Consider the following 22,714-nt stretch of genomic DNA (forward strand, 5'->3'; position numbering starts at 1 on the left):
TTGTTTTACTTTTCAGGGATCAGCCCGCGCGGACTGAATCTGAGGACAAGCAGCAGTATCAAGCCCATCGTGAACAGCCGCATGTGCGAGGCGCTCTCTACCAGATGCGCCTTCAGAGCGCTGCCTTCGGCCATGCCGGAGGTGACAGCTTCCATCAGCAGAATGCCCATCGGCTCCACTTTGATCCAGAAGAACCAGATCAGCATACCGCCCAGCACCGCGCCAAAGTTGTTGCCGGAACCGCCGACGATCACCATTACCCAGATCAGGAAGGTGAAACGCAGCGGGTTGTAGGTTCCCGGTGTCAGCTGGCTGTCGAGTGTTGTCATCATCGCGCCGGCAATGCCGCAGATTGCGGAACCCAGCACGAAGATCTGCAGATGGCGGCGGGTCACGTTTTTGCCCATTGCCTCGGCTGCGGTCTCGTTGTCGCGGATTGCGCGCATCATCCGGCCCCAGGGGCTTTTCAACGCCATCTGCGCCATCCACAACAGCGCCAGCAGAACAGCGGTGAACATCAGCGCATAGCCTGCCTTGACGTAGATGGTCGAGGCCAGAACCGGGTCGAGACCAAATCCCGCAGCGCTCTCAACGAAACCCGGATCGTTCTGCAAATCCACTTCATAAGGCAGGGGACGGGGCAGGCCGACCACGTTCTTCACACCGCGCGACAGCCAGTCTTCGTTCTTGAGCACGGCAATGATAATCTCGGCGATGCCCAGCGTGGCAATCGCCAGATAGTCCGAACGCAGGCCCAAAGCGGTCTTGCCAATGAGCCAGGCAGCGCCCGCGGCCAGCAGCCCGCCCGCAGGCCAGGCCAGCAGCACCGGCAGACCCAGGCCGCCAATGTTGCCCTGCAGTGCCGGGTTGATCGCCTCAACCGCACCAACCGCCGGATCAAAGATCGCACGGTAGACAAAGAAACCCACGATCATCATACCAGCCAGAACCAGCGCACGCAGTTTTCCCGCGGGCATGAACTTGGTGATCATGACCGCCGCCGCAACCGTCAGTGCGCCCATCACCAGCGCCATGACGATGCCTGCGCCGCCCGAAGACCAGGCCGCGGGGATCACCGGAGTCGACACCAGTACCACAGCGAGCCCGCCAAGCGCTGTAAAGCCCATGATGCCGACGTTGAACAACCCGGCAAAGCCCCATTGGATGTTCACGCCAATCGCCATAATAGCCGAAATCAGCCCCATGTTCAGGATCACCAGCGCCGAGTTCCAGGAGCCGGAGAAGAACAGAAAGTCGGTCATGCCCTCAGCCAGGATCATCACGCCGACAAAGACGAAAAGAAGGGTATGTTTCATGGTATCGGTCATACCGCTTTCCCTTTGAAAAGGCCGGTGGGCTTGAACAGGAGGACAACAATCAGGATCGCAAAGGAAACCGCAAACTTGTAGTCGGTGCTGAGGAGCTGAACCAGCCCGTCAGGCGCCAGGCTGTCCGGCAGCCCGTAGTTCAGAACCTTTTTCCAGGCGTAGGTGATCGTCACTTCGGAAAACGCGATGATGAACCCGCCGGCAATTGCGCCCAGCGGGCTGCCGAGGCCGCCAACGATGGCCGAGGCAAAGATCGGCAGCAGCAGCTGGAAATAGGTGAAGGGCTTGAACGATTTGTCGAGGCCGTAAAGCACGCCTGCTATGGTCGCCAGCGCCGCCACGATCATCCAGGTGTACATCACCACGCGCTCCGGGTTGATGCCCGACAGCAGCGCCAGATCCTCGTTATCCGAATAGGCCCGCATGGATTTGCCGGTGCGGGTTTTGTTCAGGAACCAGAACAGGGCCGCCACCACGATGATCGCGGTGATCACCGTGATGCCTTGGGTGGTCTTGATCGCCAGGCCTTCGTTCAGGCCGGTCATCTGCTTGAAAGCGCGCGCCTTGATGATGAAGCGCTCGCCGTCGGCAAACCGCTGGTCGCCGGGGCCGATGATGAAGCGGACAATGCCGTTCATCATGAACATCACACCAAGCGAGACCATGACAAAGATCACCGGTTTGGCTTTCTGCTCGCGGTAAAAGCGATAGACGGTCCGGTCGGTCAACAGTACCAGCCCGATGGTGCCCAGGATACCAAAGGGCAGGGCCAGCAGTGCCGTCGGCAAGACGCCAAAGCTGATGCCCATCGACTGAAAGGCCCAAGTGATCAGGATAGTGACCATGGCGCCAAACGCCATGGTGTCGCCATGGGCAAAGTTCGAGAACCGCAGGATGCCGTAGATCAGCGTCACCCCCAGCGCGCCAAGCGCCAGCTGGCTGCCATAGGCCAGCCCGGGGACAAGAACAAAATTGGTAAGCGCCACGAGGGCGTTGAGAAGATCCATTATTCTTTCACCTCGCAGTGCCCTTGTTCAGAATGGACGCCGAGAGTCTCCTCGTCGGTTGCGTAGTTTTGTGTTCGAACACTCCTGCCATCGGGGAAAACAGTTATGAACTCCCCGGCTAGCAACGATCCAAGAGAGGGCCGGATAAAGTGCCGAACACCTTGCGTACCCTTGATCTCAAACAGCAGCCCGTCTCCTGGCTCTGCGACAACGGCAGGTGCCTTCATCGCAGAAGTTGCTGTGGAAGTTGGAAGATTGGTCTCCACAGCGGCGGCATAGGAAATCGAATGAGAGAAAGTGCATTTGACTTCGAACTCTACCGCAGCCTGCGCGGCAGTCGATGAAATAAAAATCACTCCCAGCGCCGGAAGCGAAAGGGCAGATTTAGCACGTTGTGTCATCTCTATCCCCCCAGGAACGATTTGCGCACTTCGGGATCGGCCAGCAGCTCTTTCCCGGTGCCGGTATAGGCATTGCGCCCCTGCACCAAGACATAGCCTTTGTCTGCGATCTCAAGCGCTTGCTTGGCGTTCTGCTCCACCATCAGGACCGGCAGCCCGGTGCGGGCAACCTCAATGATCCGGTCGAACAGCTCATCCATCACGATGGGGGACACGCCCGCTGTGGGTTCGTCCAGCATCAAGACCTTGGGCTTGGTCATCAGCGCGCGGCCCACGGCCACCTGCTGGCGCTGGCCGCCGGACAGCTCACCCGCCGGCTGGTTGCGCTTGTCGCGCAGGATCGGGAACAGGCTATAGATCTGCTCAATTGTCCCTGAAAAATCATCGGTTCGGATAAAGGCACCCATCTCCAGGTTCTCCTCCACCGTCATCGAGGTGAAGATGTTGCTGGTCTGGGGCACAAACCCCATCCCCTTGACCACCCGGTCCTGCGGCGACAGCGCGGTGATGTCCTCACCGCCCAGCCGCACAGTCCCAGAATGCACATTCAGCATCCCGAACACTGCCTTCATGGCGGTGGATTTACCGGCCCCGTTCGGGCCAACAATGACGGCGATCTCGCCGGGGTTCACGGCGATGGTGCAGTCATGCAGAATATCCGGCCCTTTGCCGTATCCGCCTGTCATGCAGTCACCAATCAGAAATGGTTCAGACATTCGCTGCCCCTTTCATCTTTCTGAAAATACTCCGGGGGAGCCGCGCAGCGGCGGGGGCAGAGCCCCAATAAGCAGCAAAGCAATCCATCACGTGTTTTCCAGCTTGTCTTTGTTCTTCAGGCCAGTGCCCAGGTAGGCCTCGATCACCTGCTCATTCGCTTTAATCTCGTCCAGGGTGCCTTCGGCCAGCTTTTTGCCTTCGGCCATGCAGATCACCGGATCGCACAGGCGGCCGATGAATTCCATGTCGTGCTCAATGACGACAAAGGTATAGCCACGCTCCTCGTTCAGACGCTTGATCGCATCGGCGATGGTATACAGCAGGGTCCTGTTCACGCCGGCGCCGACCTCATCCAGAAAGACGATTTTGGCATCAACCATCATGGTGCGGCCCAGCTCCAGCAGCTTCTTCTGGCCGCCGGATACCTGTCCTGCCTTCAGATCGGCGATATGGCTGATGGTGAGGAACTCCAGCACCTCATCCGCTTTGGCCCGCAGCGCGCGTTCCTCGTCGGCGATGCGTTTGCGGCCGAACCAAGTGTTCCACAGGGTCTCGCCTGATTGCGCGCCCGGCACCATCATCAGGTTTTCCCGGCACGTCATGGATGAGAACTCATGCGCGATCTGGAAGGTGCGCAAGAGCCCCTTGTGGAACAGCTCATGCGGCGGCAGGCCGGTGATATCCTCACCATCCATGGTGACACGGCCAAAGGTCGGCGGCAAAACACCCGCGATTACATTGAACAAAGTGGTCTTGCCGGCCCCGTTCGGGCCGATCAAACCGGTTATGGACCCCTTAGCGATTTCCAGCGAAGCGCCGTCCACCGCATGGAACCCGCCGAAGTGCTTATGCAAGTCCTCGACGACGATCATGTCATTTCATCCCCTGCCGCGGTTTTGCGGCGTTTTAAATTTGGAACAGCCCGGGCGGAACCCGGGCTGATCATTTTCTGTGTCTTTTCAGGTTCGTATCAGCGGAACTTGACGGTTTCGATCTTGCCGCCTTTGACTTCAACTTCGCGGTAAGAACCCGCGCTTTCACCCGGTCCGATCAGCTCAACGCCGGTTGCGCCCTGATAATCGATCTCACCGCCAGCGGCGAGGATTTCCAGTGCCTTGCCCAATTCGCCGGGGTTGATCGGCTCGCCGGGACCATTGGCGACATCAAGGATCTTGCCCATGTAGTCCGCCGGCTTGGTCGAATTGGCAGCCTGCATCGCCAGCAGGAACAGCGCAGCGGCATCATAGGATTCCGGCGCATAAGCCGACGTGCCGTCAAAACCTGCTTCCTTGGCCATTTCAGCAAATACCTTGGAGCCTTCGCTGTCCGAGCCTGCGATCTGGCCGAAAGAACCATCCAGGTCCGGGCCGACGTTCTGCGGCAGGGAATCCCCGATCATGCCGTCGGGCAGACCGAACATGTCAAACGCGCCGCTGTCCAGCGAGCCTTGGATGATGCCCAGACCGCCCTGGTCCAGGTAACCGGCAACAACCAGCACGTCGCCGCCAGCCGAGGCCAGCGCGCCGACTTCAGCCGAATAATCGCCCTTGCCGTCTTCGTGGGCCGCAACGATGGTGACTTCGCCGCCGGAAGCTTCGAAGGCGGATTGGATCGAATCCGCAAGGCCTTTGCCGTAGTCGTTGTTGGTGTAGGTCAGTGCGATCGACGAGACGCCGCGCTCTTTCAGCACGTCTGCCATGATCTCACCCTGGCGCGCGTCCGAAGGCGTGGTGCGGAAGAACAGGCCGTTGTCTTCCATTGTGCTCAGCCCGGGCGAGCTGGCGGAAGGAGAAATCATCACCATGCCGTTCGGAATGGCCACGTTCTGCAGAACTGCACCGGTCACGCCCGAGCAATCGCCGCCGACGATGCCGTTGACACCTTCTGAGATGATTTTCTCGGCGTTGGCCACAGCCAGGCCGTTGTCGACACAGCCGTTGTCAGCACGAACAGAGCTGACGGTCGCGCTGTCCAGCAGTTTGCCGGATTTGGTGACTTCTTCCATCGCCAGTTCCGCGCCGCTGGCCATTGCCGGTGTCAGCGATTCAATCGGACCGGTGAATCCGAACAGGATGCCGAGCTTAACTTCCTTGGCGTGGCCGCCGGCATATGCGGTGCCAGCCGTCAGCGCAGCGGCCGCGGTGGCCATCAGCAGTTTCTTCATTTGAAAACTCCCATTGTTGGAACAAAAATGTTCACATCGGACCCTAGGCAAGCCGGTTCCAAAAGAAAAGTCCTATTGAACCGGAACAGTTTTCCCCGGGCCGCTTGGTTTATGCTGCACCTCCATATGATCCCCGGATGCAGCGCGGGCGTGGATTTACAAGGGAATCAAGAGAAGGAAAAGACCTCAATGCTGCAGTATTCACGCCTTTTGACGGTAGTCGCCGCGCTGATGACGGTTTTCACGGCTTCTTATGCAGAAAACCTGCCGACCAGTCAGGGCGGCCTGAGTGTGACCCGGATAGCCGATGGATTTGATGTGCCCTGGGCATTTGATTTTCTTCCCGGCGGCGGCCTGCTGGTGACAGAACGCGATGGGCGGTTGTTTCATGTCCGCGCAGGGCGCAAGGAACGTATCAAAGGGGTGCCGCCCGTGGCCGCCGAAGGGCAGGGCGGCCTGCTGGATGTGATGGTGCCAAGGGATTTCACCCAAAGCCGCGAGATCTTTCTGACCTTTGCCAGGCGTCAGGGCCGCGGTGCAGGCACCGCGCTGGCTGTTGGGCGGCTCAGCCAGGACAACAGCCGGCTGGAAAACGTCCGGGTTCTGTTCGAAGCCGCACCGGGCGCATTAGGCGGGCGGCATTTCGGTGCCCGCGTGGTGGAGGCGAATGACGGCAGCCTGTTCATTTCGCTGGGCGAGCGCGGCGACCGGCCCAGTGCCCAGAACTTGCGGCTGCACCAGGGATCGGTGGTGCGGATCAACCGCGACGGCTCGGTGCCCGCCGGCAATCCGTTCACTGGCACTCAAGGCGCGCAGCCGGAGATCTGGTCCTACGGGCACCGCAATCCGCAGGGCATGGCGCTGGATCTGCAGGGTAACCTGTGGGTTGCGGAACACGGCGCCAAAGGCGGCGATGAGGTGAACCGGGTCCGCAAAGGCGCCAACTACGGCTGGCCGGTGATTTCTTACGGGCGCCATTATTCGGGGGGCAAAATCGGCGAGGGCACAGCAATGCCCGGGATGGAGCAGCCGGAATGGTACTGGGATCCCTCCATCGCACCGTCCGGCATGATGATTTACTCCGGCCGGATGTGGCCGCAGTGGCGCGGAGACATCTTCGTAGGCTCGCTGAAGTTCGACTATATTTCCCGGCTCTCGGGAACACCGCTGAAAGAAGCAGAGCAGCTGCGCAGCGGCGAAACCGGGCGCATCCGCGATGTGCAGGAGGCGCCCGACGGCAGCATCTGGTTTGCGTCTGAAAGCGAGGGCGCGGTGTTCAGGCTCTCGCGCTGACAGGCCGGAAGGCCGCGCGGATCACACCTTATAGGATGCCGCCTTGCTGCCGCGTTCGCGGTAGGGGGTGGTGTCGTAATGCGCCCGGTAGCATTTGGAAAAATGCGACGGCGAGGCAAAGCCGCAGGCCAGTGCCACGTTGATCACGCTCATATCTGTCTGCATCAGCAGGTTGCGCGCCTTTTGCAGCCGGATCTCCATGTAGTAGCGCTTGGGTGAGCGGTTCAGGTAACGGCGGAACAGACGTTCCAGCTGGCGGGTGGACATGCCGACGTCCTGCGCCAGAACCGACGGGCTGATCGGCTCTTCGATATTGGCTTCCATCATCTGGATCACCATTGACAGCTTCGGATGGCGCACCCCGATGCGGGTCGGGATCGACAGGCGCTGGGTGTCCTGGTCGGTCCGGATGGAAGAATAGATCAGCTGGTCGGCCACCGCATTGGCCAGCTCCTCGCCATGGTCATTGGCAATCAGCTTGAGCATCAGATCGATGGACGAGGTGCCGCCGGCGGTGGACAGCCGGTTGCCATCAATCACAAAGACCGATTTGGTCAGGTCAACCTCGTCAAACTCTTCGGCAAAACTGTCGGCGTTTTCCCAGTGAATGGTCGCCCTTTTACCGTCCAGCAGACCGGCCTTGGCCAATGTGTAAGACGCGGTGCACAGTCCGCCGATGGTCAGCCCCTTGCGGGCTTCGCGGCGCAGCCAGGCCAAGAGCTTTTTGGTGGTGGATTCCTGCACATCAATGCCAGAGCACAGCATGACCACATCATCGCGGTGCAGGTCGTTCAGATCGCCATCCAGATTGAACGTGGTGCCGGCCGAACAGGTCACCGTTTCACCGCCTTCACCGATCAGCGTCCAGGCATAGGTGTCCTTCCCATGCATCCGGTTGGCAATCCGCAGGCATTCGACAGCCGATGCATAGGAAAGCATCGTGAACTTGTCGAGAAGCACAAAAACGAACCGCTTTGGCTGGCCGGCGTCAACTCCAGAATCAGCAGGCTTGCGTGGCGTCTGCATGGCGGGCGTCCTTCAAGAAACAATTCGGGCCGCGGCAGCACGCTCCGCGGCAGGTTGGAAAACCGTGCTCACAGCTTGGACCCGGGGTCAAGTGGGCGCAATTCTAAACTGGTCACTCCGATGCGGATTTTGTATAGAGCACTCAACCTGATCTAAAGACCTCTGATGCGGAGATAAAGTCATGAGCGAATGGCAAAAAACGGACTGGCGCAACAAGCCGCGGGTTCAAATGCCGGACTATACCGATGCGGCGGCGCTGAATGCTGTCGAGGCTCAGCTTTCCAAATTCCCGCCGCTGGTCTTTGCCGGCGAAGCGCGCCGCCTTAAACAGCACCTGGGTGCTGCGGGGCGCGGTGAAGCCTTTCTGCTGCAGGGCGGCGATTGCGCCGAGAGCTTTGACCAGTTCAGCGCTGATGCGATCCGCGACACCTTCATGGTGATGCTGCAGATGGCGATGGTGCTGACCTATGGCGCCAAGGTGCCGGTGGTGAAAGTGGGCCGTATGGCCGGCCAGTTCGCCAAGCCGCGCAGCGCGCCGACCGAAACCATTGATGGTGTTGAGCTGCCCAGCTACCGCGGCGACATCATCAATGAGCTGGACTTTACCTCTGCCGCGCGCATTCCCAACCCGCAGAAGATGCTGCAGGCCTATACCCAGGCCGCTGCAACGCTGAACCTGCTGCGCGCTTTCTCCACCGGCGGGTTTGCCGACATGAGCCGGGTGCATTCCTGGACCCTGGGCTTTACGGATGAACAGGAAGTCCAGAAATACAGCGAGATCGCAAACCGTATTCAGGATACGATCGATTTCATGGCTGCCGCCGGCATAACCGCCGACACCACCCACGAATTCTCGACCGTGGATTTCTACACCAGCCACGAAGGGCTGCTGCTGGAATATGAGGAAGCGCTGACCCGGCTTGATTCGACCTCCGGCAAATGGCTGGCCGGTTCCGGCCACATGATCTGGATCGGCGACCGCACCCGACAGCCTGACGGTGCCCATGTGGAATTCTGCCGCGGCGTGCTGAACCCGGTTGGCCTCAAATGCGGCCCGACCACCACCGCCGAGGATCTCAAGGTGCTGATGTCGCGCCTGAACCCGGAGAACGAAGAGGGCAAGCTGACGCTGATCGCCCGCTTCGGCGCAGGCAAGGCCGGTGAACACCTGCCGCGTTTGGTCAAGGCGGTCAAGGAAGAGGGCGCCAATGTCACCTGGGTCTGCGACCCGATGCATGGCAACACCATCAAATCCTCCACCGGTTACAAAACCCGCCCCTTCGACAGTGTTCTGCGCGAAGTGCGCGACTTCTTCGGCGTCCACAAGGCCGAAGGCACTATTCCGGGCGGCGTGCATTTCGAGATGACCGGCCAGGACGTGACCGAATGCACCGGCGGCGTCCGCGCGGTGACTGATGAGGATCTGAGCGACCGCTACCACACCGCCTGCGATCCGCGCCTGAACGCCAGCCAGTCGCTGGAACTGGCCTTCCTGGTGGCCGAGGAACTGTCTGCATTGCGGGCCGCGCAAAACACCCGCCAGGCTGGCTGAGAACCTGGACAGGCTGCGCGCTGTCACGGCGCATGGCCTTTTGATACATTGCTCATGTAAAAAAGGCGCCCCGGGGTTCTCCCTCGGGGCGCAGTCGCTTCAAGTGCTATGACCTTGGACTTGAATTGAAAATACTTATGCGGCGGGACCGTATCCCGGCGCCCGCATGTCAGTCGCGGCTAACAATCAAACGCAGATGCGAAGCCCCCTTGCGCTTACCTTTGTTCGGGTCCGCTGCCTTTGCGGTTGTATCTGCCGGTTCGCCAAGTTTACCTGCGCGGCTGCGTTCCAGCAGCGCCTTGGCTTCGTCCATAATTGAACGTTCAGGTTTGAACCGCGCCTGGGTTTCTGCAAAACCCGGGTTTGGCTGGTTTGCGTCCCGGCCCTCGTCTGCGGCTGAAACCCGCGGTTTGGCTTTGAACCCGGCAGCGCCAGGGGCTTTGCCGACCGCGCGCATTTCGATCGACGAGATCGAGAAACGCTGCGAGGTGGCAGCTGCCCCTTCATCCGCGACCAGAACCCCCAGAACCCGGCTGATATCGCCCAGGTCGCTGCGCAATGGCAGCAGCAGCATGCGGGCGTCGCGCGGTGTGCGCTGGCGCGGCGCTTCGATTTGCAGCTCCAGCTCAATAATGGCGGGGGTTTCGAACATGTGCTCCATGGCCGAGCTTAACTGTTTGCGGGCCTCGGTGGTAAAAAACGCCGTCACCGGCATGCCGCGCACTTCCATACCTGCCATTTCGTTCACCAGCGTTCCGGCAAGGCGGAAGCGGGCAATCCCAGGTGCGATCCGTTCCAGAATGAATGTATTGCTCAGGATGTTTTCCAGCCCGCGCGGATCAATCTGCGAGCGGCTGGGCACATCATCACCGCGCCGCAGCGCGGTCCAATAGGCTTCCGCTTGGCGCAACGGCGATTGTGAACCGCCTTTGCGGAAGCGGTTCATGGAAACAACCTTGTCTTGACCTGTCTGCACTTCAGTTCCGCTGCGGCTGCCAAAAAACATATCTTCATCCCCTTCAACCCCGGCCTTCCCTTTGGTCGCGGCAACCGGTGGCTGCGTTAACTCTTAGGGCCGGCTTGGTTACCCTGAAGTTAAGATGACACAATCTAATTCAAATTTGGACTACTTCTTTAAGCAATGGTTAACGCGATAGGCGCGCTGCGGTTATGCGATTGGGCTTGCACCCTATACTTTCGAGACAGTAGAGCTGATCAATCACCAGCGACTAAGAGGGCCTGCCCGATGACCATCCGCAGCATGACCGCCTTTGCCTCGGCGCAGGGCAGCTCTGATCAGCACAGCTGGAGCTGGGAGCTCCGATCGGTCAACGCCAAGGGTTTGGACCTGCGGCTGCGGGTGCCGGATTGGCTGGAAGGTCTTGAAAATCTTATCCGTTCGACACTGGGCAAGGCGTTGGCACGGGGAAATGTCTCGCTCACTTTGCGAATTTCGCGCATCGAAGACGGCGCCGGTCAGATGCAAGTAAATGCCGCCATTCTGCAATCGGTGATCAAGTCCTTGGCTGAGACACAATCCATTGCCAAGCAGAACCGGGTGGAAATCCGCCCGGCCTCCGCCGCCGAAGTTCTGACCTTTAAAGGGGTGCTGGAGCAGTCTGCAGGCGGCGATGATCCGGCGCCGCTGGTTGCTGTACTCAGCAAGGAACTGGAAACTCTTGTGGCGGAATTCGTGCAAATGCGCGAGGCCGAGGGTGCCGCACTTGCCCAAATCCTTAACAGCCAGCTGGAGCAGGTCGCCGCGCTGACGGCCCAGGCCGGGGAGCGTGCCGAAGAGCGCAAGTTGAAAATGGCGGAGACGCTTAAGGCCAACCTGGCGCGCGTCATGGACAATGCCGATGGCGCGGATCCTGACCGTGTGGCCCAGGAGCTGGCCCTGATCGCGGTCAAGGCGGATGTGACAGAAGAACTCGACCGTCTTGGTGCCCATGTGACCGCTGCCCGCGATCTTCTGGCCAAGGGCGGCGCGGTGGGCCGTAAATTCGACTTCCTGATGCAGGAGTTCAACCGCGAGGCCAACACGCTGTGTTCAAAAGCGCAGCACAGCGCCTTGACGGCGGTCGGGCTTGAGCTGAAAACCGTGATCGACCAGATGCGCGAGCAGGTGCAGAACATAGAATAAGAAAAGGAGTGCCCAGATGGCGGACCGCCGCGGCCTTTTGATCATCCTCTCATCGCCTTCGGGCGCCGGTAAATCCACTTTGGCCCGCCGCCTGATGGCCTGGGACCCGGGCCTTAAATTCTCGGTCTCCGCCACCACCCGCGCCCCGCGCCCGGGCGAGGAGCACGGCCGCGAGTATTTCTTTATGTCCGAAGATGAGTTCCGCCAGAAGGTGGCCGAAGGCGGCATGCTGGAACACGCCCACGTGTTCGGTAATTTCTACGGCTCCCCCGCAGGCCCGGTAAAAGACACCATCGAGGCCGGCCAGGACGTGCTGTTTGACGTCGATTGGCAGGGCGAAATCCAGATCCGCAACTCGGATCTGGGTAAACACGCGCTGTCGATCTTCATCCTGCCGCCGTCGATCCCCGAACTGCGCCGCCGTCTGGAGACCCGTGCCCAGGACAGCGACGAGGTGATTGGTAAACGGATGCAGAAAAGCTGGGATGAGATCAGCCATTGGGGCTACTACGATTACGTGCTGGTCAACGATGATCTGGACGAGACCGAGGCGCGGCTGAAAACCATTGTCGAGGCGGAGCGTATGCGCCGCATCCAGCAGCCCAGGCTGCAGGATCACGTCCGCAACCTGCAAACCCAGTTCGAGGAACAGTCATGACCCTGTACGCTCTTGGTGAGCATAAGCCGCAGATCCACGCAGACACCTGGGTCGCCCCGGACGCCAATCTGATCGGCAAGGTGGTAATGGAGGCAGGCGCCTCGGTCTGGTTCGGCGTCACCATTCGCGCCGACCACGAGGAAATCCGGATCTGCGAAGGCACCAACGTGCAGGAAAACGTGGTGATGCACATTGATGCAGGCTACCCGCTGACCATCGGAAAGAACTGCACCATCGGCCACAAGGCGATGCTGCATGGCTGCACTATCGGTGAAAACACCCTGGTTGGCATGGGCGCCACCATCCTGAATGGTGCGAAGATCGGCAAGAACTGCCTGATCGGGGCAGGGGCATTGATTACCGAGAACAAGGAAATCCCCGACAACTCGCTGGTGATGGGAAGCCCTGGCAAGGTGGTGCGTGAAGTGGACGCCGAGCTGGCCGAAAAACTCACCCAAAGCGCGCTGCTGTATCAGGACAACATGCGCCGCTTCCGCGCAGAGCTGAAACCGCTGTAATCGGGCCGGCTGCCACATCAGCTTTACACAGCGGTGCTAGACAGGCCGGGAATGTAATCGCGGGGTACAGATGACGACCGATCAGATTGACGGGTTTCTGGCGGCGATCCCGCTGCCTGCCGTGATGGTGGATCAGACCGAACGCTTCATCGCTGTGAACAGCGGCGCCGAGACGCTGCTGGGGCAGGCGATCAGGGGCCGCCACTTTGCCACCATCCTGCGCCAGCCCAGCGTCGCCACAGCCATTGAGGCCTGCCTGAACGACAAGGAGTCCCGGACCGCGCGGCACCTGTCCAACGATGGCGCCCAAGACACTGCTTACACGGTCACCCTGCGATATGTCCCTGGCATTGGCGCTGTTGGCGGCGGCGCGGCCCTGGTTTGTTTTGATGACATTACCGAGCGTGAGCAAGCCAGCCAGATGCGCCGCGATTTTGTGGCCAATGTCAGCCATGAACTGCGCACGCCGCTGACGGCTTTGATCGGCTTTATCGAAACCCTGCGCGGACCGGCCAAAGATGATTCCGCTGCCCGGGACCGTTTCCTGACGATTATGGAGGGTGAGGCCAGCCGGATGAACCGCTTGGTCGGGGACCTCCTGTCGCTGAACCGGGTCGAAAGCGAAGAACGGGTGCGCCCCAAGCAGAGCGTCGATCTGGCCGCCCATCTGGCGACGACGCTGAAAACCCTCGCTCCGGTCGCCGAGGCGCGCGGCGTATCAATGGGCTTGAAGGTGCCGCAGGACAGTGCGACGGTCACCGGCGACCCCGATCAGCTGCAGCAGGTGTTCACCAACCTCGTCGAAAACGCGGTCAAATACGGAGGCGACCGGGTCCTCGTCGAGCTTAGCTTTACAGAACGGGAGCCGTCGGTGCGCGTGCCTGCAGCCCGTGTTCAAGTGATCGACAACGGGCCTGGCATCGACCCCGTTCATCTGCCGCGCCTGACAGAACGGTTCTACCGCGCCGACAGCCACCGCTCGCGTGAGATGGGCGGAACCGGGCTGGGGCTGGCCATTGTAAAACACATCATCAACCGCCACCGCGGACGGCTGCGGGTGGAAAGCGATCTGGGCCAGGGGTCTGTTTTCACAGTGATCCTGCCCAAGTAGGCCGTCTATCTGAAAACACTGCTTGGGCATTCAAGCCGCCGCCGGGCGCCCCGGCGGCGGTTTTCTTCTTTCGTGTTACTTTTTTGCTGCCGAAACGCGGTTTGTCATGCCGCTGTTACACTGCCGTCACAAAAGGCTCATCAGCGGCTTCTACGAGGGGCCTGGATCATCGACGGGGTGATCGACCTTAGAAACTCTTGGAGACACAAATGTCCTTTGTGAAACTGACCGCTTCCACCCTGGCAATCGCCGCCGTTTCAGCCACCGCAGCAGCTGCCCGCGACCAGGTGCAGGTTGCCGGTTCGTCGACCGTTCTGCCCTATGCTTCGATCGTGGCAGAAGCCTTTGGCGAAAACTTCGATTTCCCGACCCCGGTTGTGGAATCCGGCGGCTCCTCCGCTGGTCTCAAGCGCTTCTGTGAAGGGGTGGGTGAGAACACCATCGACGTCGCCAATGCCTCGCGCAGGATCAAGGACAAGGAAATCGCCGCCTGCGCCGAAAACGGCGTGACCGGCATCATTGAGGTCCGTATCGGTTATGACGGCATCGTTTTTGCCTCGGACATCAACGCGCACTCTTTTGAATTCACCCCGACGGACTGGTTTCTGGCGCTGTCCGACAAGGTTCTGGTTGACGGCGAACTGTCCGACAACCCGAACACCACCTGGGCCGACGTGAACCCGGATTTCCCTGCCGTGGACATCCAGGCTTTCGTTCCGGGCACCAAGCACGGCACCCGCGAAGTCTTTGAGGACAAGGTGATCCTGGCCGGCTGCGAAGCCACCGGCGCGTTTGAGCACCTGCTGGCCCACGCAACCGGCGACAGTGACAAAGCCAAGAAAAAAGCAGCCGAGAAAGCCTGTATCGCCCTGCGCACCGACGGCAAATCGGTCGACATTGACGGCGACTACACCGAGACCCTGGCCCGCATTGAAAGCAACCAGGACGGCATCGGTGTCTTTGGCCTGGCATTTTATGAGAACAACACCGACAAGCTGCAGGTTGCCACCATGTCCGGCATCGTGCCTTCGACCGAAAGCATCGCAACCGGCGAATACCCGGTCTCCCGCCCGCTGTTCTTTTACGTGAAGAAAGCCCACATCGGCGTGATCCCGGGCCTGAAGGAATACGCGGAATTCTTCGTTGCTGACGAAGTTGCCGGCGAAGACGGCCCGCTGGCCGAATACGGTCTGGTTGCCGACCCGGAACTGGCGGACACCCAGGAATCGGTTTCCAATGAGGCCGTGATGGGCGGCAACTCCTAAGACGCCCTGTGTGCGATTGACACCCGCCGGGGCGGAGCCATCCACCCCGGCGCTTTCTTTCCGCGGCAGGGCTGCCGCAGCAAATACGCCACCGCCAAACCGGAGCTTTTCATGCCCACTTTCTGGCTTGTTGCCCTCCTGTCCGCGCTGTCTGCCGCTGGCTTTTACGGCGGCCGCCGCCGCGCGATTGCCACTGCAAACGGTGATGTGAGGGACCTGCATTCGCTACCGTCATATTATGGCTACCATGTTGCGATGGCCGCCTTTGTTCCGGCTATCGCGGCGTTGGCCATCTGGCTTCTGGCGCAGCCGATGTTCATCGAGACCCGCGTCTCCGGCACAATCCCGGCTGCAGCGGTTCCGGAAAATTCCACCCTGGGCCTGGTGATGAGCGATGTGCGCCGCGTCGCCGAGGGGCTGGACAGCGCAGTAGAGCGGGGGCTGCTGACCGCCCGCCAGGCGCGGGACATCAGCAGCGGCGAACAGAACGTGCGTGCCCTGCTGGGGGAGGTTGGCGTGGCCCTTGGCTCGGACGTGCAGCCCGAGGTCCTGACGGCGGCCCAGACCTACCGCAACCTATCGCACACCGGCCGGACCGCCATGACCGTGGTTGTCGCGCTGCTGGCATTTGGCGGTTTTGCTTGGGCCTACAGCCGCACCCACAAGGATTTCCGTGCCCGGAATGTGGTGGAGCGGGCCATTCTAGCGTTGCTGATCCTCGCCGCCTCGCTGGCGATCCTGACCACCATCGGCATCGTTTTGTCGATGCTGTTTGAAACCAAAAACTTCTTTGGCCTGCACAGTTGGACGGACTTCTTCTTCGGCTCCACCTGGGCGCCCAACTTCCGCGGCGACAGTGAGCTGTCGATCCTGCCGCTATTGTGGGGTACGCTCTATATCTCCTTCATCGCCCTTTTGGTGGCGGTGCCGGTTGGCCTGTTTGCAGCCATCTATCTGTCGGAATACGCCAGCGGCACTGTACGGGCCTTTGCCAAGCCGCTGCTGGAAATCCTCGCAGGCATCCCGACCATCGTTTACGGCCTGTTTGCGCTGCTGACGGTTGGTCCGGCACTGGCGGACCTCTTTGGCAAGGGCGGTCTCTTGGGAGTCGAGTGGATGGCCGGCGCCACTTCGGTGCTGACTGCCGGGCTGGTGATGGGCATCATGCTGATCCCCTTTGTTTCCTCGCTGTCTGATGACATCATCAACGCGGTGCCGCAGGCGCTGCGCGATGGCTCGCTGGGGCTCGGCGCCACCAAATCGGAAACGGTGCGCCAGGTGGTGATACCGGCTGCCCTGCCCGGCATCGTCGGCGCCGTGCTTCTGGCCGCTTCGCGCGCCATCGGCGAGACCATGATCGTGGTGATGGGGGCAGGGGCGATTGCCAAGTTCTCTGCCAACCCGCTGGAATCGATGACAACCATCACCACCCGCATCGTCAGCCAGCTGACCGGCGACACCGACTTTGCCAGCCCGGAAACGCTGGTTGCCTTTGCCTTGGGCCTGACCCTGTTTGTCCTGACCCTCGGCCTGAATGTCCTGGCGCTCTATATCGTGCGCAAATACCGGGAGCAGTACGACTGATGACCGACCTCAGCCAATTCCCCTCCGCGCCGCGCAAACACGGCGGCTCGCTGCTGGAGCAAACCCCGCACACCAAAAAACGCAACGCAGCGGAAACCCGGTTCAAGGCCTATGGTATTGCTGCCATCGCTGCCGGCCTGCTGATGCTGGCGATCCTGGTGACCACCATCGCCGGGAAGGGCACCGGTGCCTTCCAGCAGACTTTTGTCACCCTGAAAGTCGACCTGCTGGAAGCCAAGCTCGACAAGAAGGGCAACCGCGATCTGGCCGATATCAAGAAGGTCTCTACCTTCGGTTATGCCCCGATCATCAAGGGCGCGATGACTGCCGCGGTTGCGGAGCTGGGCATTGAAACCAGCCTCAAGCCCAAACAGCTGGCCGGCATCCTGTCCAAGGATGTGGCCGCCCAGCTGCGCGACTACGTGATCGCCAACCCGGAACAGATCGGCCAGACGGTTGAATTCCGTTTCCTCGCCTCCAGCCGGGTGGACGGCTACCTGAAGGGCCGGGTGACCCGCGGCAGCATCGTCAATGACAAGAACATCTCCGCAGAACAGCTTGATCTTGTTGACGCTTTGGCCGCCGCCGGTGTGCTGGAAAAAACCTTCAACCTCGACTTCATCCTGGGTGCCGACGCTTCCGATGCCCGCCCCGAGGCCGCCGGTATCGGTGTTGCGATGCTGGGTTCGCTGTTCATGATGCTGGTGGTGCTGGCGCTGGCACTGCCGATTGGTGTGGCCGCCTCGATCTACCTTGAGGAATTTGCGCCGCAGAACTGGCTCACCGATATGATCGAGGTGAACATCTCCAACCTCGCAGCCGTGCCGTCCATCGTGTTCGGTATTCTGGGCCTTGCGGTGTTCATCAACTATATGCACCTGCCGACCTCGGCGCCGCTGGTGGGCGGTCTGGTGCTGACGCTGATGACCCTGCCGACCATCATCATCTCCACCCGCGCCTCGCTGAAGTCGGTGCCCCCGTCGATCCGCGACGCAGCTCTGGGGGTCGGGGCGTCGAAAATGCAGGCGGTGTTCCATCACGTGCTGCCGCTGGCCGCACCCGGCATCCTGACCGGCACCATCATCGGCCTGGCGCAGGCGCTGGGGGAAACCGCGCCGCTTCTGCTCATCGGCATGGTCGGCTTCATCGCCTCCAACGCGCCGGAAACCCTGGCCGACGGCCTGCTGGCGCCGAACTCCGCCATGCCTGCCCAGATCTACGAATGGGCCAAACGCGCCGACCCGGCGTTCTATGAACGCGCTTGGGGCGGCATCATCATCCTTCTCATCTTCCTGGTGACCATGAACACGCTTGCCGTGATCCTGCGCCGCCGCTTTGAACGCCGCTGGTAAGGGGGCATAGTGCAATGAACGACATGACCTTGATGGATAACACCGTGGACACACAGAAAATCAAAATCGCCGCCAAGGACGTCAATGTCCACTACGGCGACAGCCACGCGATCAAAGACGTGAATGTACAGATCGAGGACAAGACGGTCACCGCCTTTATCGGACCTTCGGGCTGCGGCAAGTCGACCTTCCTGCGCTGTCTGAACCGGATGAACGACACCATTGATATCTGCCGGGTGAAGGGCGACATCCTGCTGGATGGCGAGGACATCTATGACCGTCGCGTCGACCCGGTACAGCTGCGCGCCAAGGTCGGCATGGTGTTCCAGAAGCCGAATCCGTTTCCGAAATCTATCTATGACAATGTGGCTTACGGGCCTCGCATTCACGGCCTTGCCAAGAACAAGGCGGAGCTGGATGAGATCGTTGAAAAATCCCTGCGCCGGGCAGCCATCTGGGATGAGGTGAAAGACCGCCTTGATGCCCCTGGTACCGGCCTGTCCGGCGGCCAGCAGCAGCGCCTGTGCATCGCCCGCGCCGTGGCCACTGAACCCGAAGTGCTGCTGATGGACGAACCCTGCTCGGCGTTGGATCCCATCGCCACCGCCCAGGTTGAAGAGCTGATAGACGAGTTGCGCAGCCGCTACTCGGTGGTGATTGTGACACATTCAATGCAGCAGGCCGCGCGCGTCAGCCAGAAAACCGCCTTTTTCCACCTTGGCCATCTGGTGGAATTCGGCATCACCGGCCAGATCTTCACCAATCCCGAAGACCCCCGCACCGAAAGCTATATCACCGGTCGTATCGGCTGATTGCAAGGAAAATCAACATGGTAGAACAGCATATTGCATCGGCCTTTGACCGCGATTTGGAGGCTATTCAGGCCCGGATCATGAAAATGGGCGGCTTGGTCGAGGACGCCATCCGTGAAGCCGCCAAAGCGTTGGAGACCCGCGACGAGGAGCTGGCGCTGACCGTCCGGCAAGGCGACAAGGCCATTGACGGGCTGGAAGAGCTGATCAACGAGGAAACCGCCCGCCTGATCGCATTGCGTGCTCCTGCGGCTTCGGATCTGCGGCTGGTTTTGTCGGTGATGAAGATTGCCGGCAACCTGGAACGCATTGGCGACTATGCAAAAAACATGGCCAAGCGTACCGGCGTCCTGGCGCAGGGGCCGAACATCAGCGAAGGCACCTCTGCCCTGCGCCGGATGGCCCGAGAGGTCGAGCGGATGTTGAAGGACGCGCTCGATTCCTACATCCAGCGCGACGTTGAACTGGCCCGCGACGTGATAGAGCGCGACCGCGACGTGGATCAGATGTACAACGCCTTGTTCCGTGAATTCCTGACCCATATGATGGAAGACCCCCGCAACATTTCGGCCTGTATGCACTTGCATTTTATCGCAAAAAACACTGAACGCATGGGCGACCATGTGACCGCGATTGCAGAACAGGTGATCTATCTGGTCACCGGCGAAAAGCCGGAGGAAGACCGCAAGAAATTCGACACCACCTCAACCACACCGCAGGAGATCTGACCAATGGCTGCCGATCAGCCCACTGTTCTGGTTGTAGAAGACGAAATGGCCCAGCGGGAAGTGCTGGCCTATAACCTTGAAGCGGACGGCTTTCGTGTGCTCAAGGCCAAGGACGGCGAGGAAGCCTTGCTGATGGTTGAAGAGGACATGCCGGATATGATCATCCTCGATTGGATGATGCCCAACCTCAGCGGCATTGAAGTGTGCCGCCGCCTTAAGACCCGCGCGGAAACCCGCAATATCCCGGTGATAATGCTCTCCGCGAGGTCCGAAGAAGTGGACAAGGTACGCGGTCTGGAAACCGGCGCCGACGATTACGTTGTGAAACCCTATTCGGTGGCAGAGCTTATGGCCCGCGTGCGCAGCCAACTGCGCCGGGTGCGGCCCTCTACTGTGGGCGTGCGGCTGGAATACGATGATATCGTACTGGACGCCGAAACCCACAAGGTCAGCCGGGGCGGCAATCCGCTCAAGCTGGGGCCGACCGAGTTCCGCCTGCTCTCCACCTTCATTGAAAAACCGGGCCGGGTGTGGAGCCGTGAACAGCTGCTGGATCGCGTCTGGGGCCGTGACATCTATGTCGACACCCGCACCGTCGACGTCCACATCGGCCGATTGCGCAAGGCGCTTACCCAGCACGGCGGCGACGATCCGGTCCGTACGGTGCGCGGCGCTGGCTACGCCCTGGGCTGAAACCTGGGCTGAACCGGCACCCGGGGACACGGATGGTGGAAAGGGGGGCATGCATGTCCCCCTGATTTTAGCGCGGCAGCGGGTCTTCGGGCTGGGCCTTCCCGGCCAGCCAGGTGCGGAATTTCATCAGCGCGGGCGCGTTGGATTTCCGCTCCGGCCAGACCAGGTAATAGGCGCCTTCGGTTTCCACCGGCTCCGGATGCAGCGCCACCAGGCGGCCTGTCGCCAGATCCTGCTCGACCAGATAATCCGGCATCAAGGCGACGCCCAACCCATGCAGCGCAGCCTGGGTGATGGTTGCGAATTGATCATAGATTGTACCACCCAAGCCGGCGCCAGCTTCAATACCATTCTGCTCAAACCAATCGGTCCAGGCGCTTGTCCTGGTCTGAATGTGCAACAGCGGCAGCTTCAGGATGTCTTTGGGCTCATCAATGCTGCGCCCTTCCAGAAACAACGGTGCGCAGACCGGCAAAAGCTGCTCGTGCTTCAACAGCAGCGATTGCGTGCCCGGCCAGGACGCGTCCCCAAAATGTATCGCTGCATCAAAGGGTTCATTGGCGAAGTTGAAAGGTTCCAGCCGGGTTGCCATGTTGATGGTCACATCCGGGTGCCGCCGGGCAAATTCCGGCAGCCGCGGCATCAGCCAGCGCATGCCAAAGGCCGGCAGGATTGCCAGGTTGAGCGACCCGGCCAGCGGCGCGGCCTGTAAACGCAGGGTGGATTGCACGATCTGGTTCAATGCCTGGCGGATCTCGGCGGCGTAATCCTGCGCCTCTGCAGTCAGGGCCAGCCGTTTCTGGTCCCGTTGCACCAGTTCCATCCCCAATTGCCGTTCCAGCGTCTGCAGCTGGCGGCTGACTGCCCCTTGTGTCAACGCCAATTCATCTGCAGCTGCCGAGGCGCTGCCTAGCCGGTCCACTGCCTCCAGCGCGCGCAGCGAGGAGATCGAGGGCAGGAATTTACGTGGCACAGGCATGTATGAGTGTTTGTCATGCTTGCTTGCGAAAGTCTCGCTGTTTTTTCCATTCACCTCGCGTTAGGGTTTGCCCAATTCGCGAACCACAGAGGTGACAAGATGACTGACAAACCCGCCCTGCGCGCCAAAGATGCCCCGGACCTGGGCCGTTTCAATTGGGAAGACCCGTTGCGGTTGGAGGACCAGCTGACTGAAGACGAGCGGATGATCACTGCCTCGGCCCGCGCCTATGCTCAGGAAAAACTTCAACCTCGAGTGCTAAGCGCCTATGAAAACGAGGAAACTGATCCGGAGATTTTCCGCGAGATGGGTGAGATGGGCCTATTGGGCACGACCATCCCGGAGGAATACGGCGGGCTTGGCGGCGGCTATGTGTCATACGGCCTGGTCGCCCGCGAGGTGGAGCGGGTCGACAGCGGCTACCGCTCAATGATGTCGGTGCAAAGTTCTTTGGTGATGTATCCGATTTACGCATACGGAAGCGAAGAACAGCGCCGGAAATACCTGCCAAAGCTTGCTGCCGGCGAATGGATCGGCTGTTTCGGCCTTACTGAACCGGACGCGGGTTCTGATCCAGCCGGTATGAAAACCCGGGCTGAAAAGACCGAAGGCGGTTACCGTCTGACCGGTTCCAAAATGTGGATCTCCAACGCGCCCATCGCTGATGTTTTTGTTGTCTGGGCAAAATCCGAAGCCCACGGCGGCAAGATCCGCGGTTTTGTGCTGGAGAAGGGCTTGAATGGTCTGAGCGCGCCGAAAATAAAAAATAAGGCCAGCCTGCGCGCGTCCATCACTGGTGAGATCGTGATGGACGGTGTTGAGGTCGGCGAGGATGCGTTGCTGCCGCATGTTCAAGGGCTCAAAGGGCCGTTCGGCTGTTTGAACCGCGCGCGGTATGGCATCAGCTGGGGCGCAATGGGCGCGGCTGAGGCTTGCTGGCACGCCGCCCGGCAATATGGACTGGATCGCACACAATTCGGGCGTCCGCTGGCCAATACTCAGTTGTTTCAACTGAAACTGGCGAACATGCAGACGGAAATCACCTTGGGTTTGCAGGCGTCATTGCAGGTTGGCCGACTGATGGATGCTGCCAATGCGGCGCCGGAAATGATCTCGATCATCAAGCGCAATAACTGCGGCAAGGCGCTGGATATCGCCCGGATGGCACGGGATATGCACGGCGGCAATGGCATCAGCTTGGAGTTCAATGTCATTCGCCACATGGTGAACCTGGAGACGGTGAACACTTATGAAGGCACCCATGATGTGCATGCCTTGATCCTAGGCCGCGCTCAAACCGGATTGCAGGCCTTCTTCTAAGCATGCCAAGCAGCGCGGGGAAATGTCCCTGCGCTGCATTTATGCATTATTGAAATGCACTTT

At 60.4% G+C, this 22,714-nt stretch carries 22 protein-coding genes; 13 read left to right on the forward strand and 9 right to left on the reverse strand.

Annotation, left to right across the window (positions count from 1 at the left end; translation table 11 throughout):
• Positions 1-5: 5 nt before the first annotated feature.
• The 6 genes from L1069_RS00790 to L1069_RS00815 form a co-directional block, all read right to left on the reverse strand.
• Positions 6-1,328, reverse strand: a complete 1,323-nt coding sequence (locus L1069_RS00790; protein ID WP_237454472.1) for a branched-chain amino acid ABC transporter permease — start codon at positions 1,326-1,328, stop codon at positions 6-8.
• Entirely contained in the window at positions 1,325-2,335 is a 1,011-nt protein-coding gene (locus tag L1069_RS00795) for a branched-chain amino acid ABC transporter permease (RefSeq protein ID WP_237454473.1), read from the reverse strand. The genes L1069_RS00790 and L1069_RS00795 overlap by 4 nt, the downstream gene beginning before the upstream one ends.
• A complete protein-coding gene (locus L1069_RS00800; RefSeq protein WP_237454474.1) occupies positions 2,335-2,736 on the reverse strand; it encodes a hypothetical protein in 402 nt (133 codons plus the stop codon). The genes L1069_RS00795 and L1069_RS00800 overlap by 1 nt, the downstream gene beginning before the upstream one ends.
• 2 nt (positions 2,737-2,738) lie before the next feature.
• Positions 2,739-3,452: an ABC transporter ATP-binding protein gene (locus tag L1069_RS00805; protein ID WP_237454475.1), complete on the reverse strand. Its 714-nt coding sequence runs from the start codon at positions 3,450-3,452 to the stop codon at positions 2,739-2,741.
• An 87-nt stretch (positions 3,453-3,539) separates the two neighbouring features.
• Positions 3,540-4,325 (reverse strand): ABC transporter ATP-binding protein, encoded by a 786-nt coding sequence (locus tag L1069_RS00810; protein WP_129370860.1) that lies wholly within the window; start codon positions 4,323-4,325, stop codon positions 3,540-3,542.
• Positions 4,326-4,423: 98 nt separating this feature from the next.
• Complete coding sequence (locus L1069_RS00815; RefSeq protein WP_129370861.1) at positions 4,424-5,617, reverse strand: ABC transporter substrate-binding protein; 1,194 nt, start codon at positions 5,615-5,617, stop codon at positions 4,424-4,426.
• A gap of 189 nt (positions 5,618-5,806) precedes the next feature.
• Between L1069_RS00815 and L1069_RS00820 the strand changes: the two genes are divergently transcribed.
• Positions 5,807-6,910: a PQQ-dependent sugar dehydrogenase gene (locus L1069_RS00820; RefSeq protein WP_237454476.1), complete on the forward strand. Its 1,104-nt coding sequence runs from the start codon at positions 5,807-5,809 to the stop codon at positions 6,908-6,910.
• A 21-nt stretch (positions 6,911-6,931) separates the two neighbouring features.
• Here L1069_RS00820 and L1069_RS00825 read toward each other — a convergent pair whose 3' ends face one another.
• Positions 6,932-7,936, reverse strand: coding sequence for a GlxA family transcriptional regulator (locus tag L1069_RS00825; protein ID WP_129370863.1), 1,005 nt, complete (start codon positions 7,934-7,936; stop codon positions 6,932-6,934).
• Between the two features lie 181 nt (positions 7,937-8,117).
• On the opposite strand from L1069_RS00825, the gene L1069_RS00830 reads away from it, so the two are divergent.
• Positions 8,118-9,488, forward strand: coding sequence for a 3-deoxy-7-phosphoheptulonate synthase class II (locus L1069_RS00830; RefSeq protein WP_134829854.1), 1,371 nt, complete (start codon positions 8,118-8,120; stop codon positions 9,486-9,488).
• Positions 9,489-9,657: 169 nt separating this feature from the next.
• On the opposite strand, the gene L1069_RS00835 is transcribed toward L1069_RS00830, so the two are convergent.
• Positions 9,658-10,494, reverse strand: coding sequence for a PAS domain-containing protein (locus tag L1069_RS00835; RefSeq protein WP_129370865.1), 837 nt, complete (start codon positions 10,492-10,494; stop codon positions 9,658-9,660).
• 240 nt (positions 10,495-10,734) lie between these two features.
• Between L1069_RS00835 and L1069_RS00840 the strand changes: the two genes are divergently transcribed.
• The 10 genes from L1069_RS00840 to phoB all read left to right on the forward strand — a co-directional run bounded on the left by L1069_RS00840 (position 10,735) and on the right by phoB (position 20,352).
• Positions 10,735-11,631, forward strand: a complete 897-nt coding sequence (locus L1069_RS00840) for a YicC/YloC family endoribonuclease (protein WP_237454477.1) — start codon at positions 10,735-10,737, stop codon at positions 11,629-11,631.
• Between the two features lie 16 nt (positions 11,632-11,647).
• Positions 11,648-12,289: a guanylate kinase gene (gene gmk, locus L1069_RS00845; protein ID WP_129370867.1), complete on the forward strand. Its 642-nt coding sequence runs from the start codon at positions 11,648-11,650 to the stop codon at positions 12,287-12,289.
• A complete protein-coding gene (locus L1069_RS00850) occupies positions 12,286-12,807 on the forward strand; it encodes a gamma carbonic anhydrase family protein (protein WP_237454478.1) in 522 nt (173 codons plus the stop codon). Before gmk ends, L1069_RS00850 begins: the two co-directional genes overlap by 4 nt.
• Positions 12,808-12,877: 70 nt before the next feature.
• Entirely contained in the window at positions 12,878-13,918 is a 1,041-nt protein-coding gene (locus L1069_RS00855) for an ATP-binding protein (RefSeq protein ID WP_237454479.1), read from the forward strand.
• Positions 13,919-14,127: 209 nt separating this feature from the next.
• Positions 14,128-15,183, forward strand: a complete 1,056-nt coding sequence (locus L1069_RS00860; protein WP_237454480.1) for a substrate-binding domain-containing protein — start codon at positions 14,128-14,130, stop codon at positions 15,181-15,183.
• Positions 15,184-15,294: 111 nt separating this feature from the next.
• Complete coding sequence (gene pstC / locus L1069_RS00865; RefSeq protein WP_237454481.1) at positions 15,295-16,767, forward strand: phosphate ABC transporter permease subunit PstC; 1,473 nt, start codon at positions 15,295-15,297, stop codon at positions 16,765-16,767.
• Positions 16,767-18,119, forward strand: coding sequence for a phosphate ABC transporter permease PstA (pstA, locus tag L1069_RS00870; protein ID WP_237454482.1), 1,353 nt, complete (start codon positions 16,767-16,769; stop codon positions 18,117-18,119). Before pstC ends, pstA begins: the two co-directional genes overlap by 1 nt.
• A 14-nt stretch (positions 18,120-18,133) precedes the next feature.
• Positions 18,134-18,931 carry a phosphate ABC transporter ATP-binding protein PstB gene (gene pstB / locus L1069_RS00875; protein WP_237454483.1) on the forward strand — a complete coding sequence of 266 codons (798 nt, stop codon included), beginning with the start codon at positions 18,134-18,136 and terminating at the stop codon, positions 18,929-18,931.
• A 17-nt stretch (positions 18,932-18,948) separates the two neighbouring features.
• Positions 18,949-19,659: a phosphate signaling complex protein PhoU gene (gene phoU / locus L1069_RS00880; protein ID WP_129370874.1), complete on the forward strand. Its 711-nt coding sequence runs from the start codon at positions 18,949-18,951 to the stop codon at positions 19,657-19,659.
• A gap of 3 nt (positions 19,660-19,662) precedes the next feature.
• Positions 19,663-20,352, forward strand: a complete 690-nt coding sequence (phoB, locus tag L1069_RS00885; RefSeq protein WP_129370875.1) for a phosphate regulon transcriptional regulator PhoB — start codon at positions 19,663-19,665, stop codon at positions 20,350-20,352.
• Positions 20,353-20,419: 67 nt separating this feature from the next.
• Here phoB and L1069_RS00890 read toward each other — a convergent pair whose 3' ends face one another.
• The gene (locus tag L1069_RS00890) at positions 20,420-21,331 is read right to left on the reverse strand and encodes a LysR family transcriptional regulator (protein ID WP_237454484.1); all 912 of its coding nucleotides are present in this window, start codon (positions 21,329-21,331) and stop codon (positions 20,420-20,422) included.
• Between the two features lie 99 nt (positions 21,332-21,430).
• On the opposite strand from L1069_RS00890, the gene L1069_RS00895 reads away from it, so the two are divergent.
• Complete coding sequence (locus L1069_RS00895; RefSeq protein ID WP_237454485.1) at positions 21,431-22,651, forward strand: acyl-CoA dehydrogenase; 1,221 nt, start codon at positions 21,431-21,433, stop codon at positions 22,649-22,651.
• Positions 22,652-22,714: the final 63 nt, after the last annotated feature.

Origin of the sequence: Leisingera sp. MMG026, assembly GCF_021654205.1 — a bacterium.
Lineage (GTDB): Bacteria > Pseudomonadota > Alphaproteobacteria > Rhodobacterales > Rhodobacteraceae > Leisingera.

What these genes read in the sequence shown, in the direction of transcription:
- L1069_RS00790 (WP_237454472.1), bottom strand. Translation starts at nt 1,328, where the DNA reads ATGACCGATACCATGAAACATACCCTTCTTTTCGTCTTTGTCGGCGTG.
- L1069_RS00795 (WP_237454473.1), bottom strand. Translation starts at nt 2,335, where the DNA reads ATGGATCTTCTCAACGCCCTCGTGGCGCTTACCAATTTTGTTCTTGTC.
- L1069_RS00800 (WP_237454474.1), bottom strand. Translation starts at nt 2,736, where the DNA reads ATGACACAACGTGCTAAATCTGCCCTTTCGCTTCCGGCGCTGGGAGTG.
- L1069_RS00805 (WP_237454475.1), bottom strand. Translation starts at nt 3,452, where the DNA reads ATGTCTGAACCATTTCTGATTGGTGACTGCATGACAGGCGGATACGGC.
- L1069_RS00810 (WP_129370860.1), bottom strand. Translation starts at nt 4,325, where the DNA reads ATGATCGTCGTCGAGGACTTGCATAAGCACTTCGGCGGGTTCCATGCG.
- L1069_RS00815 (WP_129370861.1), bottom strand. Translation starts at nt 5,617, where the DNA reads ATGAAGAAACTGCTGATGGCCACCGCGGCCGCTGCGCTGACGGCTGGC.
- L1069_RS00820 (WP_237454476.1), top strand. Translation starts at nt 5,807, where the DNA reads ATGCTGCAGTATTCACGCCTTTTGACGGTAGTCGCCGCGCTGATGACG.
- L1069_RS00825 (WP_129370863.1), bottom strand. Translation starts at nt 7,936, where the DNA reads ATGCAGACGCCACGCAAGCCTGCTGATTCTGGAGTTGACGCCGGCCAG.
- L1069_RS00830 (WP_134829854.1), top strand. Translation starts at nt 8,118, where the DNA reads ATGAGCGAATGGCAAAAAACGGACTGGCGCAACAAGCCGCGGGTTCAA.
- L1069_RS00835 (WP_129370865.1), bottom strand. Translation starts at nt 10,494, where the DNA reads ATGTTTTTTGGCAGCCGCAGCGGAACTGAAGTGCAGACAGGTCAAGAC.
- L1069_RS00840 (WP_237454477.1), top strand. Translation starts at nt 10,735, where the DNA reads ATGACCATCCGCAGCATGACCGCCTTTGCCTCGGCGCAGGGCAGCTCT.
- gmk (WP_129370867.1), top strand. Translation starts at nt 11,648, where the DNA reads ATGGCGGACCGCCGCGGCCTTTTGATCATCCTCTCATCGCCTTCGGGC.
- L1069_RS00850 (WP_237454478.1), top strand. Translation starts at nt 12,286, where the DNA reads ATGACCCTGTACGCTCTTGGTGAGCATAAGCCGCAGATCCACGCAGAC.
- L1069_RS00855 (WP_237454479.1), top strand. Translation starts at nt 12,878, where the DNA reads ATGACGACCGATCAGATTGACGGGTTTCTGGCGGCGATCCCGCTGCCT.
- L1069_RS00860 (WP_237454480.1), top strand. Translation starts at nt 14,128, where the DNA reads ATGTCCTTTGTGAAACTGACCGCTTCCACCCTGGCAATCGCCGCCGTT.
- pstC (WP_237454481.1), top strand. Translation starts at nt 15,295, where the DNA reads ATGCCCACTTTCTGGCTTGTTGCCCTCCTGTCCGCGCTGTCTGCCGCT.
- pstA (WP_237454482.1), top strand. Translation starts at nt 16,767, where the DNA reads ATGACCGACCTCAGCCAATTCCCCTCCGCGCCGCGCAAACACGGCGGC.
- pstB (WP_237454483.1), top strand. Translation starts at nt 18,134, where the DNA reads ATGAACGACATGACCTTGATGGATAACACCGTGGACACACAGAAAATC.
- phoU (WP_129370874.1), top strand. Translation starts at nt 18,949, where the DNA reads ATGGTAGAACAGCATATTGCATCGGCCTTTGACCGCGATTTGGAGGCT.
- phoB (WP_129370875.1), top strand. Translation starts at nt 19,663, where the DNA reads ATGGCTGCCGATCAGCCCACTGTTCTGGTTGTAGAAGACGAAATGGCC.
- L1069_RS00890 (WP_237454484.1), bottom strand. Translation starts at nt 21,331, where the DNA reads ATGCCTGTGCCACGTAAATTCCTGCCCTCGATCTCCTCGCTGCGCGCG.
- L1069_RS00895 (WP_237454485.1), top strand. Translation starts at nt 21,431, where the DNA reads ATGACTGACAAACCCGCCCTGCGCGCCAAAGATGCCCCGGACCTGGGC.